General features: G+C 34.5%; 10 protein-coding genes and 1 tRNA gene. 6 read left to right on the top strand and 5 right to left on the bottom strand.

Annotated elements, in window-relative coordinates; genetic code table 11:
- Nucleotides 1–17 precede the first annotated feature (17 nt).
- A complete protein-coding gene (gene tsaD, locus WH188_RS21455) occupies nt 18–1,019 on the bottom strand; it encodes a tRNA (adenosine(37)-N6)-threonylcarbamoyltransferase complex transferase subunit TsaD (protein WP_168128349.1) in 1,002 nt (333 codons plus the stop codon).
- Nucleotides 1,020–1,039: 20 nt separating this feature from the next.
- Here tsaD and WH188_RS21460 point away from each other — a divergent pair, with 20 nt between their 5' ends.
- A complete protein-coding gene (locus WH188_RS21460) occupies nt 1,040–5,422 on the top strand; it encodes a translocation/assembly module TamB domain-containing protein (protein WP_206368696.1) in 4,383 nt (1,460 codons plus the stop codon).
- A 222-nt stretch (nt 5,423–5,644) separates the two neighbouring features.
- Here WH188_RS21460 and WH188_RS21465 read toward each other — a convergent pair whose 3' ends face one another.
- Nucleotides 5,645–6,970: a trigger factor gene (locus WH188_RS21465; RefSeq protein WP_132772126.1), complete on the bottom strand. Its 1,326-nt coding sequence runs from the start codon at nt 6,968–6,970 to the stop codon at nt 5,645–5,647.
- A gap of 77 nt (nt 6,971–7,047) precedes the next feature.
- A tRNA-Leu gene (locus tag WH188_RS21470) sits at nt 7,048–7,129 on the bottom strand.
- A 158-nt stretch (nt 7,130–7,287) separates the two neighbouring features.
- On the opposite strand from WH188_RS21470, the gene WH188_RS21475 reads away from it, so the two are divergent.
- From WH188_RS21475 to creD, 4 genes are read left to right on the top strand one after another with little or no spacing between them, the layout of a single operon-like run.
- Complete coding sequence (locus tag WH188_RS21475; RefSeq protein WP_339424637.1) at nt 7,288–7,905, top strand: hypothetical protein; 618 nt, start codon at nt 7,288–7,290, stop codon at nt 7,903–7,905.
- The gene (locus WH188_RS21480) at nt 7,905–8,207 is read left to right on the top strand and encodes a winged helix-turn-helix domain-containing protein (RefSeq protein ID WP_021189616.1); all 303 of its coding nucleotides are present in this window, start codon (nt 7,905–7,907) and stop codon (nt 8,205–8,207) included. The genes WH188_RS21475 and WH188_RS21480 overlap by 1 nt, the downstream gene beginning before the upstream one ends.
- A 50-nt stretch (nt 8,208–8,257) precedes the next feature.
- On the top strand, nt 8,258–8,761 hold the full coding sequence (locus tag WH188_RS21485; protein ID WP_132772124.1) for a Coq4 family protein: 504 nt from the start codon (nt 8,258–8,260) through the stop codon (nt 8,759–8,761).
- A 10-nt stretch (nt 8,762–8,771) separates the two neighbouring features.
- Complete coding sequence (gene creD / locus WH188_RS21490) at nt 8,772–10,214, top strand: cell envelope integrity protein CreD (protein ID WP_168128347.1); 1,443 nt, start codon at nt 8,772–8,774, stop codon at nt 10,212–10,214.
- Nucleotides 10,215–11,022: 808 nt separating this feature from the next.
- Here the strand turns inward: creD and WH188_RS21495 are convergent.
- On the bottom strand, nt 11,023–11,655 hold the full coding sequence (locus tag WH188_RS21495; RefSeq protein WP_168128346.1) for a DUF6266 family protein: 633 nt from the start codon (nt 11,653–11,655) through the stop codon (nt 11,023–11,025).
- 404 nt (nt 11,656–12,059) lie between these two features.
- Nucleotides 12,060–12,905, bottom strand: a complete 846-nt coding sequence (locus WH188_RS21500) for a hypothetical protein (RefSeq protein ID WP_168128345.1) — start codon at nt 12,903–12,905, stop codon at nt 12,060–12,062.
- 470 nt (nt 12,906–13,375) lie between these two features.
- Here WH188_RS21500 and WH188_RS21505 point away from each other — a divergent pair, with 470 nt between their 5' ends.
- On the top strand, nt 13,376–14,002 hold the full coding sequence (locus tag WH188_RS21505; protein ID WP_237682884.1) for a class I SAM-dependent methyltransferase: 627 nt from the start codon (nt 13,376–13,378) through the stop codon (nt 14,000–14,002).
- Nucleotides 14,003–14,020 lie beyond the last annotated feature (18 nt).

Raw genomic sequence — 14,020 nt, forward strand, 5'->3', positions numbered from 1 at the left:
TGATCGGGATCCATGTACTACATAGGCATACGTGCCAGTGGACCGACATCCTGTCCGACAAAATCTTTAATTAAATATTTTTGATATCCCGCTATTGCAATCATAGCCGCATTATCAGTACAGTACTCAAACTTCGGAATAAATACATTCCATTTATTCCGTTCTCCCATTGCTAGCAATTCTCTTCTTAAACCTGAATTTGCCGAAACTCCACCAGCAATTGCAATATCTTTTACTCCAGTTTCTTTGGCTGCCTTTTTAAGTTTATTGAGCAATATCGATACGATACGCGATTGAACTGAAGCGCAAACATCATCCATATGATTTTTCAAAAAATCGGGATCCGCTTTTTCCTCCTTTTGCACCATATAAAGAATGGCCGTCTTCAAACCCGAAAAACTAAAATCTAAACCTTGTATTTGCGGTTCAGGAAGTTTATAGGCATCTGGGTTACCATTTTGTGCATGTTTATCGATTAACGGCCCGCCCGGGTATGGTAAATTCAGAATTTTTGCTGTTTTGTCAAACGCCTCGCCGGCGGCATCATCTAATGTCTGCCCTAAAATTTCCATTTCGAAATAATCTTTCACCAACACAATTTGTGTATGTCCCCCAGATACAGTAAGACATAAAAACGGGAAAGTAGGTTTAGGATCTTCAATAAAATGCGCTAATATATGAGCCTGCATGTGATTGACATCTATCAAGGGGATATTACGAGCAAGAGCAAAAGACTTTGCAAATGAAGTTCCAACCAACAATGCGCCTAATAATCCCGGACCACGTGTAAAAGCTACTGCATCTATTTGATTTTTATGTATTTTTGCAATGCGAATGGCTTCTTCTACTGTAGGAATAATATTTTGTTGATGCGCACGCGATGCTAGTTCGGGTACAACACCCCCATACTTAGCATGAATCGCCTGAGTAGCAATAACATTAGAAAATATTTCACCGTCGATACAAATTGAAGCAGATGTTTCATCGCAAGATGATTCAATACCTAAAATAACAGCCATAGCTTTGGGGTAATTAATAATTGTACAAAAGTATCAAAAAAATAATTAAAATAGCACTGATTACACTGGCTAGCATACTCGTTTTGCTAGGAGTATTGCTACTATCGTTACAATTAGAGCCCGTTCAGAATTTTATTGCCAAGCGAGCAGTTTCTTACCTCTCCAAAGAATTAAATACAAAAATCGCTCTAAAAAAAATATATTTTAAACCCTTTCGTTCTTTGGTTCTAGAAGGGTTTGAATTATACAGTCCAAATGGTGATACGATTTTGATAGCTGAAAAGCTAAATGCATCGGTAGATCTAAATCAATACTGGGATGACAAAAAAATTGTTATCAATAAACTTACACTAGAAAATACCACAGCTTATTATCAGGCTTATAAAGACAGCTCAAACATTCAGTTTTTATTGCAGTACTTTACTCCACCAAAGAAAAAGGAAAAGAAAGTCAGTAAAAATTTAAATTTCGATTTAAAACAACTGAAATTAATAAATAATCAGTTTCGCTATCTTGATCATACCAAGAAACATTATGCGAAAGTTGTGGATTTTGGCGACCTAGACATTAAACAATTAAATGCCGACTTTCGAAATATAAAACTTACGGACAAATCCATACAAGTTGACATTAAGCAATTAAATCTTCGGGAAAAAAAAGGATTGGAGGTTAAAGGATTAGTTGCAAAAGCATTTGTGAGCAACAAGAGAATTCAATTGGATAAGCTTTTATTGATCACGAATAAATCAACGATAAAAGACTTTGTCAAATTAGAGTTTAATAGTTTTGATGACTTTTCTGATTTTAACAATCGGGTGAATGTAAGCCTAAGAATCAAAAATTCTATTTTAAATTCAGAAGATATTGCCTTCTTTTCTTCATCAATGCACCGGGTCAAATTTGATTTAAAAATAAAGCAGGCCACAGCGCAAGGTAGCGTAAATCATATTGATGCAAAAAATATACAGATTGAAGCGGAAAAAGCAACTAAATTAAAAGGCAACGTTAAAATAATTGGCTTACCAGATATTGATCAAACAGATTTTAAATTAACAGACCTATCATTACAATCAACCTACGCTGACCTGCAGGTTATTCTTCCAAAACTGAGCAATAACAAGAATTTTAAACTTCCAGAAATCGTAAAAATATTAAATACAGTTTCGTACCAGGGAGATTTGCATGGGCTTTATAATAATTTTCATATTGATGGAGAATTAAAAACAGAGTTAGGAGCGCTTCGCACCAAGTCATCTTTAAACTTTCAAAATGAAACACAATTTTCTGGTCTTTACGAATCGAAATCTTTTAATATAGGAAGATTTTTGAACAATAGCCTTTTAAAAACAACAGGGTTTAACTTCAATTTAAAAGGTAAAGGAAGTTCATCAAAAACACTTTCAATAGATCTAAATGGTAATTTAGAAAATTTTAATTTCAGAAATTATACCTATCAACAGATTCCAATATCGGGAATTATAGCTGAAGAAAAATTTAAAGGATCTGGTTCCATTAAAGACCCAAATGCAAGTATAGACTTTCAAACAGATGTGGACTGGTCAGATGCCCCCGTTCTATACAATCTAGTAGCAGGTATTCATGAAACCAATTTATATGCACTTCATCTTTCACAGCAAGATAGTATAATTGTTCACAACACAACGATAGAAACTAATTTAAAAGGATCAAACATCAATAATCTTGTCGGCGATCTGAAAGCAAACAACATCAATTTCAGTACAAAAAAAGGTACATTTGATATCAAAGAAGTTGTATTCCAAGCGTCCGGAGATGAAATCAACCGATTACTGACGGTATCTTCCGATGTTGTTGTTGCGTCGCTTATTGGACAGATTGATCTAAAAACAATTGTTCCTTATTTTAAAATGCTTGCCATGCGCTATGCACCTGCAATTGGTTTTGAAACAGAGCTGTACAATAATCAAAACTTTGAACTGGATCTTCAAATCAAATCATTTGAACCCATCGCGACCTTCTTTAAAAAGGAAATCAGCCTCGATAGCGGAGCAACTATGCACGCTAAATTTTCAAGCGAGGAAAACGCTGCACAATTCAATTTATATAGTCCCATTTTCAAATATAGTGGCATAAAGATTTCTAACCTTATTGTAGATCAGATCTCCAATACAGAATCCATGTCTGTATCAGCTTCAGCAGACCGTATAAATCTCACGGATAGCACCTATATTAAAAATGTAAATATTGCTAACATTCTTTCCAATGATAGTTTACGTTTCAATATAAAACTATCCGAACTAGATGCTAGTAATAACCTTGATCTTAATGGTGTTATTCGTTTTGCTCACCAGAAGCCTGCATTTATCAGTTTTGATCCATCAACTATTATTATTAATAAAAACCAATGGTCACTTACCCAGGGTTCAGAACTTAAAGTTTCCAAAGGGAAATGGTTCTTGCAAGATTTGACATTACAGCATGATGAACAAAAAGTACTGCTCAATGGGATATTGTCTAATGCTGAAAGCGACCAATTGAATATCTTATTCAAAGATTTTAACCTAAGTTCTTTAAATGGTATTACAAAGCCACTTGGCATTACTATGTCAGGCGCAATGAATGGTAATCTTGAAATCAATTCCCTTTTTAAGTCCCCATATTTTATTGCTAACCTACAGACAAATCCGATCCTTTATAATCAACTTCCAATCGGTCAGCTTAGCTTAAAGGCAAATTACGACCAAAATGCCAATATTGTCCATTTAGACAGTAAAATCGATGATGGGAACAAAAGCATTACACTTGCCGGCACCTATAATATCAAAGAGGAGGAGGATAAAATAAATCTCAAGGCTTCCCTAAAGAATACTGATCTTATCCTTTTCCAACCTTTTTTGAAATCATTAGTTTCAAATCTCCAAGGAAGAGTCCATGGTGAGCTTGATATCAAAGGAAATATCGACAAGCCAAAAATAAGTGGAAATGCTAATTTCACCGATGCATCATTTATCATCAATTATTTAAGGACTCCCTACCATCTTACTGATAAAGCCATTATAGTATCAAATGGTATTTTCCTCAACAATTTTAAAATTCTTGATCCTAAAAACAGTGAAGCCCTTGTCAATGGTATGGTCGATCTAAATAAGCTTTCCGATCCGACTATTGATGTTAAGGTAAGAGCGAATAATTTTTTAACGCTCAACACTACGCTTAAGGACAACAATCTTTATTATGGAACAGCATATGCCAGTGGTGATTTCAACTTCAAAGGTCTAACCTCAGCTATCAATATCGATATCAAAGCTAAGTCGGAAGACAATACAGTTATTAACATTCCCTTCAATAGTTCGATGACAATCAGTGATAACGATTTTATCTATTTCGTTTCTCCAGATAGCGCAATTACCTCCGAACAGATAAAAAGAAAAAGTTTCAATGGTATCACGATGAATATGGATCTTTCTTTAAGTCCAAATGCAGAAATGAATTTATATACTACTTTAGGTGGTGTATCTGGACGTGGAACAGGAAATATCACAATGAATATCAGCTCTCTAGGTGACTTTGGAATGTTCGGCGATTATATCATCAGTTCTGGTAAATTCAATTTTAAAGCACAGGATTATCTGAATAAGATCTTCGATCTTAAAGAAGGAGGAACTATTCGCTGGGCTGGTAAACCCGCCGAAGCCAACATTAATTTGACTGCGATCTACCAACAAAGAACTTCCCTGTCCCCTCTTTATAATGCGGCAGGACAAACAGACAATCCGCAACGAATTCTTGCCCAAGCGGATATGAATCTAAAAGGTTTATTGAGTCAGCCCGAAATAAATTTTGATCTCAACTTTCCTCAGGATCCATATGTCAAAGATGAACTTCAAGGTTATCTTTCAGATGTTAACAACATCAATCAGCAAGCCCTCAGTTTAATCGTTCGCAGAAGCTTTACGCCAGGATCGCAGACTGATTTCGGTAAAGAAGTCAACAATACCTTATTATCTGCCGGAACTGAAATTGCTTTCAATCAATTAAATAATATCATTGCAGAATCTCTAAATATCAATTTTTTCGACATCAATATTAAAAGTTTAAATGATGCTTCAGCATCATTGAGACTTTTTAATGATCGTTTAATCTTGACGGGTGGAATCACAGATAACAGGAGCAACCAGCTGACGGATTTAAATGTATTTTCGGACCGTGTAACTACGGATGCAGAAGCCCTGTTTTATCTTCGTAAAGATGGTCGTTTACTTCTAAGAGGGTCTAACCGTCTAAATACACGGAATTTCCTTATCAATCCTAATGGTGAGGAATATGTGAGTGCCGTGGGTTTAGTATACCGTCAGGAGTTCAATTCCTTTTCAGAATTTCTATCGCGGATGTTTCCATTTGGAAAAAAGAAAAAAGCGAAATAGCAATAGCCCTTCAACAGCTTAATAATTTATTCAATTAAAAACAAATAGACCATCTTGGTGCAAACAACATGAAGGTCATATAAAAGCTCGTGTAATCATACTAAAACTTTCTTATCTAAGGCTCACTTCATATTATATCAAGCTTAGAAACCAGTAATTGCACCTAAAAAAAGCCTTTCCAAAATATGGAAAGGCTTTTTCTATGATTAGAAGTTGAATAGCTTACGCTAATTTTTCGAATGCACTATATTCGATCTCTTCTTTATTGATTTTAATTTGCTCTTTTAAGAATTCGAACACTTTAAGTGCTTTTGCTTCTTCGAACAAACGGTTTCCTTGCTCTCTATCTTGCAACATTTGAATTGCATATTGCGATAATTGCTCATCACTTGGCTCCTCATTGATGTTGTACATTTTGATCTGCGCATAAATACGCTCTTTTGCCAAATTGATTACTTCATCATATTTAACTTCAAGACCATTTTCAGTAACAACACGGTTCTCAATGATCGTCCATTTCAAGTTATTCAAGAAATCAGCAAAACCTTCGTTCAACTCTTCTTCAGAGATACTTGGGTTCGTTGCTTTTAACCATCTTTTCAAAAACTCTTCTGGAAAAGCTACATCAACTTTTTCCATACCGAAAGTATACATATCATTACGTAAACGTTGGTCAGAATTTTGTTTGAATAAGTTTTCAACTTCTTCTTTTACTTTTGTTCTGAATTCAGCTTCTTCAGTAACTTCGCCTTCAGCAAACAATTTATTGAAGAACTCCTGATTTAAATCAGACTCTTCTAAACGGTTGATATTTTTTACCGTTAACTCAAATTTAGTAACGTCCAAAGCTTCAACCTCCTCAGGAGTGATTCCTAAAATACGGGAGATATCTTCAGCATTGAATGCTTTTTTAATATCAATCTTAACCGTATCATCTTGTTTAAGACCTACTAAAGATTTTTTAATTTTTGCATCTTCGATAATATCAGTACGTACCGAAGTTGTTTTCTCAATACCGTCTTCTTTATCTTGTTTCAACGTAGCGTATAAAACATCACCTTCTTCAGAAACTTCAGGGTTAGTCATTTTACCATAGCTACGACGTAAATTTTTAATACGTGATTCTAAAGTTTCATCATCAGCCTTAATGTCATATTCTGTAAATTCAGCTTCTTTAGTGAAAGGATTTACAAATTCTGGAGCTAAACCAATTTCATACTTAAATTGGAAGTTATCTTTATAGTCCCAGTTATATGTAGCCGTTTCTTCAATAGGAAGAGGTTGACCTAAAACTTCTAATTTATTCTCGCCGATGTACGCTGTAATTTTATCATTAACAATTTTGTTTACTGTATCCAACAAAATTGATTTACCATAAGTACGTCTAATATGTGCTGCAGGCACTAAACCAGGGCGGAATCCAGGTAATTTAGCTTTTTTAGCTTGATCCTTGATTTCTTTGTCTACTTGTGGGTTATAATCTTCTGGCGCTAAATCAACTGTAATTACTGCGTTGATCGCGTCAACTTTTTCGTGTGAAATGTTCATACTCTTTCTAAACCGTTACGCATTATTTTGATAAAAAAAAATCCTCCCGATGATTTAATTTCGGGAGGACATTCAAGTGCGGAAGAAGGGACTCGAACCCCCACGTCTTGCGACGCCAGATCCTAAGTCTGGTGCGGCTACCAATTACGCCACTTCCGCATTAGGATTTCTTGTTGGCACAAAGATAGAAACGAAACGTATATGATGCAAGTCTTTTCTCAATAAATTTTCATTATTTTCTAATTTATATTTTATGGTAAAAAATAAATTTGCATAATTCATTCTTATTCATTTACTTTGAAAAACAAAGTACTTTTATGAAACAAGAAGATTTAGTAAAAGAAATAGCAAGTATTCGGAATTTAATGGAAAAATCTAGCAAATTTATTTCCATTAGCGGGATTTCCAGTGTTCTTATTGGTACATATGCACTACTAGGAGCAGCATATGCCTACTATGAAGTTTATGGCTTTGATAGTCAAATGGGTTATCGGGATCATTATGTCAATGAACCATTGATTATCATGAAACTTCTAACGACAGCTATTCTCGTTTTAATAGCCTCTATCTTTACGGGAGTCTTTATGGCCATAAAAAAAGCTAAAGCTAATCGCCAAAATATTTGGAATACCACAAGCCGGGCTTTATTGTTTGCAATGGCAGTTCCGCTTTGTACTGGAGGCCTATTTGCCATCATAGCTATCTTTAAAGAAAACTATGCGGTGGTATCCTCTATCCTATTGATTTTTTACGGTCTGGCACTTACAGCCGGTAGTCATTATACATTTAGTGAAATAAAAGGTCTTGGAATTTTAGAAATTGTACTAGGACTATTAGCTTTGCTTTTTCCAGGTAATGGAATTATTTTTTTGGCATTGGGATTTGGAGTTCTACATATCATATATGGAGTAATCGTTCATAAAAAATACGAATAGTGAATTTAGACTTAACACAGTATAATAAAGTATTTGAAAATAAAGTCCGCTTACAGATCATGAGCGTATTGATGGCTAATGACGAATATGATTTTAATTCATTAAAATCCATACTGGATGTCACTGATGGAAATCTGGCTTCTAATTTGAAAACATTGGAAAAGGAAAAATACATCGAAGTTTTTAAAACCTTTGTCGACAGAAAGCCAAATACACGATATAGAAGAACAACCGAAGGTGAAAGGGCTTTCGAAGAACATTTAAAGGCTCTTGAAAAATTGATCAAACAACAATACAAATAATTTTTTTATCCATTTACTTTGAATTTCAAAGTACTTTTAAAATAAAAAACATGAAAATACGATTAACCATAATGCTCGCTTTGTACAACTCCAGTCAAAAGATTTACACAGAGTTATTTAAGCAAAATAAATCAGCTTGGAAAATCAGTAAAGAAGATTTCCTAAAATTCCCGAAAGACTCTTTGGGATATCATATAGGTATATTCTATCAAGAGAAAGGTTTTGATGTTATCCCAAAACTAGAGAATCACGATGTGTTTCATGTCATCACAGAGTGCGGCACAGAAATACAGGACGAAGTTGCTATGCAGTATCTATTACTTGGCAATGGAAAGATAAGTTTATACCAATTTGCCATGATTGGAATAGGGACCTGTATATATCCCGAATATCTAAAAACGTACTTCAGAGCATTAGCAAAAGGAAATTCTATGCAAAAATTCTATGATCTGGATTTTAAGGCATTATTGAAAATTCCTTTAGCTGAAATCAAAAACAGCTTATCTTTTAATTTAAAAACACACCTTAACCATCATAATTTAACAGCATTATAAATTTAAAATCATGGAAACAAATAAAACACCCCTCTTAGAACGTATTGGTTCATCTATTTTCGCCAAACTGAGTACCATTGTTGTACTGGTTCTATTACTGCTAATCCCATTATTCTGGGTGAAGGATCTTATTGAAGAAAGAAAAAATAGACAGTCAGAAGTAAGCAGTGAAATTGCATTTAAATGGGCTGGTCAACAGGTGATATCAGGCCCTATTATTGCCATCCCCTATCAGGTTGTAAAAGAAATTGTAACTACGGATAAGAACATCATCTCCACTAAGAATACCTACATAACACAATACGTTTACCTAATGCCAAAATCATTGGACATTAATAGTGTGATTTCACCAGAATCGCTTAAAAGAGGTATTTATAAAAGCGTCGTCTACAATGCCCAACTTGATTTAAAAGGTTCCTTTGATGCGATCGATTTTAACAAAATAGACTTGAGCGGTCAGGAACTAGAATGGAAAAATGCCAAAATACTGATTGGTTTAAGTGATCTTAAAGGGCTTGGAGCATCTCCAAGTTTGGTTTTCAATCAAACGAAAATTGACTTCGAACCTAATATGTCTGCTCTAAATCCTTTTGAGAATAACATGATTGCAGCCATCGATCTTTCTCAAACAAAAACAACCTTAGGTAATTTTCAGATTAAATTTAATGTAAGAGGTTCGCAATCCATTAACTTCCTTCCATTGGCAAAACAGACTAAGATCCATACCCAGGGAAATTGGGCTAATCCAAGTTTTAACGGTGCCGTTTTAGCCGATGACCGAAATATAACAGGGAACAATTTTGAGGCAACCTGGAATATTCCAAGTTTCAACCGTAAATTTTCGCAACAATGGGTTGGTGAAGCAGAGAAACTGTATGAAATTAAAAACAATTATGAAATCAGTAATGCCGTCAGTGAAGGATATAGCAGTACTGTCGAACCTACCGCTACCACTGAGAGTAGTATAGCGACAGAAAAAGATATGATTCAAATCAACTTCTTAGAGGAAGTCAATAATTATCAAAAAACTACCCGTGTAGCCAAATATGGAATTTTGATTATTATTCTAACATTTGCGGCACTGTTCTTCACAGAAATTATAAAAAAACAACGCATACATCTTATACAGTATATGCTGATTGGTTTTGCTATGGTACTCTTTTACTCCCTGCTTCTTTCCATTAGTGAGCATCTGGGTTTCAACCTCGCTTACCTACTAGCCGCATTAGCTACTATTATTCTTATCGCTTCATTCATTAAATCTATTACCAATGATAGCAGGTCTGCACTTATCTTTTCTGGAATACTTTCCATTTTCTATAGTTTCATATTTATCTTAATGCAATTACGTGATTATTCACTCATAGTGGGTACAATAGGTATATTTATCATATTGGCAATTTTAATGCGCGTATCCACAAAGATCAATTGGTATCAATACGATAAACGATGAGATTGGCAACAGAAGGTATCAAGATATATTTAACATATATCTTGATACTCCTTAAAAGAAAAGCAATATAATGAAATGGATTATTGTTTCTATTTCCATCTATAGCGGTCGGATAAGCCTAATTGCTCATTTGCTGTCTATAACATGTGCATAGCGAGGCCATAGGAAGGCGCATCATTGTGCACATGCAGCATGGAAGTATACTCCACCTTGTGTGATTCTAGGCTCATCCTAGTGTCGTTCTTGTGTGCATGCAGGCTATTTGTTGTGTGCCACTAGGGCGATTGTATAGTCAATGTTATTCGTTTATTGGCTCGTCCTTCACTCCATAATAGGTGCTTACAAAATCTGTTTTGGCTTGCTAATATATTGATGCTTGTTATCGAAGAGTTGGTTGCTTCATTTTTGAAATAGATCTCTCTATATATAAAGTGGTTAATGGTCTATTACCTTGACCGTTTCTATGACATAACTTATACTATAAAATGGCTTACAAGATCTAGAATGAGAAAAACCTCGTATTTGGGTAAAACACAATAATGAGCTATTGTATTTTTTGCAAATGAATTTAACCACGATACAAAAATAAAAATAGGTGTTATGACTCCCGTGAATTGGAGACAACAATAGATGTTTATAAAACCACCATCACATTCAAAGAAAACTATTGGGCCAGATGAGGCAATACGACAGAAGCATGTAGTAATAACTTTATTAACACTTTCTGTCCATGATATGCTATTGTAGCTAAAAAGTATTGGACAGAAAATGTTAGTTATACTTTGATCAGGCAGCATAAAAAAACTTCTTATACGCATCCTCCATATACAGAATCTGAGAATTTATCATGTAGCATATCGTAGAAACCGACATAGATGTGGACCTGATCTTCTTTAATAGAAAATTGTGTGTGTTCCCACAACATTTTTCCATCCGTAGAGATTGCTGCTCCTTCATTCCAAACGCAGGACTTTTCAATTACATAAGCGAGTACAACGACTGCAGTAGGATAACCCTTACAGGCATCTGTATTCCATTCGACATACAGCTTATTGTCCCTACGTTCCACATTAATAAGCTGTGGCGGGACCATATCACCTCGAAATACCAACACTTTCTCCGGATTAACATAGGGCACATTTTCGGTGTCATAATCAATTGCATTGTGGAATAAATAAGATTGGGCCGATTGAAAAGTTCCGATACGACTGCCTTTGGGGGCAACGTTTTTATAGCCAAATGCGATCGGAGCTTTAAGGTGTCTCAGAAACTGGGATACTACCTTCATACGCATCCGATTAATAAGCGTCAATTCGCTAGGAGCTCTTTTCACAACTTGCGGAAGAGACCGAATAATAGCCTGACCGTTTAATTCATAACCTACAATGCTTCCGACTTTACCCGAAAAAGGTCCATTTATCCCACCTTTTAAAATTGCCATAATGGTTTATTTATTTGAAAATTGGCTACAACAAAATATGCGTTTATATAAGTAACTATCTCGCAATTATAACTTGGTAAAAGAGAGATTGTATTACCGCGGCTTAAACTCTAAAATACCTCTATAAACTCTTAAATATCATTTATACATTTCTTAAATATCATTTATACATTAATATAAGTTATTAACCTACAGAAGTTTTACTACGGTATATTTTACCTTCAGCTTCACTCCATATTAAGGTAAAGCATTTCCACTACATGCCCATATATTAAATGAAAAACTAGTACACTTTAAACTTTGATCCAAAGGACCTCACAAATGCACTTGATTAATATCAGACGCATTGTAATTATAAAAGACACATTTATTCAGGTGGCCTATGCTACATTTCATTGAGCTACTCAGTCCATTGACGACATATAAAAAGGTAATTCGACACTTTCTTTAACTAAACGGCCTTCATCAAGTATATCCATAACGATTATACCTTTGTAATACGGTTTATTGTATCTTTCATCCGATACTTTTTGGATACTGGTAAATTTACCCCTCGTTTGAAAACGCTTCCAGTTTTGATCAAGGGATCCATAAGATTCCTCCAACATAAACAGTCCGGTATATTCCCAGTACTTAACACTGTATAATGGATTAGTGTCATCAAAGTCAATCTCCTGGCCTACCAATTTTGAAATATCGCTTTCCAGCTTCAAATTTATAAATTGACCAGAATTGGAGTGAGCAACATATGTATAGTAGTTGTACTGGTCCGATCTACCTGGATTAACAGTTGATTTAGTAGAAGATGAGTACATAGAGAAAAAATTAAAAGCAGATTTCACTGTCATTACATTAAGGATCAATGCTTCGCACGGTGCATATTCAATGGCGTGCAGATCTACTTTACCAGTCAGTACTCGTTCTTGCTCATTGTTTTTATAAACTTTTCCACTAAAAGAAAAAGATAATCGACCACCTGCTTTTTCATATTTAAAATCCGCGATTTGAAAAGATTTCTCTGGCTGAAGATGTGGAGCAAAATAGTTACCATCAGCTGAAGAATTTTGTTTGAAATACTGAACCTTGGCTAATGCTCCATTAGAAAGTAAAGTTAATTTCAATTGTGAATAAGTACCATCAGATTCCTTTACGCTCGTAATAAGATTGATCTGTCCACAATTGTCCAAATTATAGTCGTACTTCACTTTTCCTTTGACAGGATGATTATTGTCAGAGAAGACGATACTCATGTTTGATAGGGGATCAATTTCTTCTGATTTCTTGCAACTAACAATAAGCAGTGTGCAAAAAAATAGCAATAAAAGCAGATATTTCTTCATTAAATCAATATTAGTTTCATTAAAATATTAAAACATTTATGTACAATATATTTTACAATTTAAAAATAACCAAAAATTAATTCAATATCAAATTTAATTTTCCTAACGAAGAGATAATATGTTAATAACAGTGTAACTTACTAAAGGTTTATCCACCCTTGTTGATGGGTGGATCGTCAAGTATGCTTTTATGTCTCGTTCAGCCAACTAAGTTTTGATAAAAATAATATTGGCAGTAAATTTGAAATTATCTTGAAACGGCGAATAATAAAATGAAACAAAACAAATATGATGATCCTAGCTTCTTTGAAAGCTATGGAAAGATGCAACGTTCTATAGATGGTTTAAATGCTGCTGGAGAATAGCATGTTTTACAGAAAATGTTACCCGATTTCCAAAATAAGAAAGTGCTTGATCTAGGTTGCGGATATGGATGGCACTGCATTTATGCTAAGCAAAAAGGGGCTAAAAATGTAATTGGAATTGACTTATCTCAAAAAATGATTGATAAAGCAAAAGAGCATTCCAAAAACTTTGAAATTGAATATAAAAAAATGGCCATCGAGGATATTAATTTTGACCATGAAGAATTTGATGTCGTTATTAGTTCACTTGCATTCCATTACCTAAAAGATTTAAGCAGTGTTTTTATGAAAATAAATCAAATTCTTAAAAAAGGAGGAAGTTTTGTCTTTTCAATGGAGCACCCTGCTTTTACTTCAAGAGCTGAACAGGATTGGTTTAAGGATGAAAATGGAAATCGTCTGCATTGGCCGATGGACAATTATCAGGAAGAAGGTCAAAGAAACACTCGATTTCTTGGACACGAGGTAACTAAATACCATCGAAATTTAGAAACTATCATCAACACAGTTATTAAATCTAATTTTGATATTCAACAAATATCGGAATCCAAACCTTCAGAGGAAGTTTTAAAAATTTATCCGGAAATGAAAGACGAGATGAGAAGGCCAATATTTATTATAATTGCTGCCATAAAGAAATAATAATCGGATCGACATCAT

This window comes from Sphingobacterium sp. MYb388, from assembly GCF_037479535.1.
Classification (GTDB): domain Bacteria; phylum Bacteroidota; class Bacteroidia; order Sphingobacteriales; family Sphingobacteriaceae; genus Sphingobacterium; species Sphingobacterium anhuiense.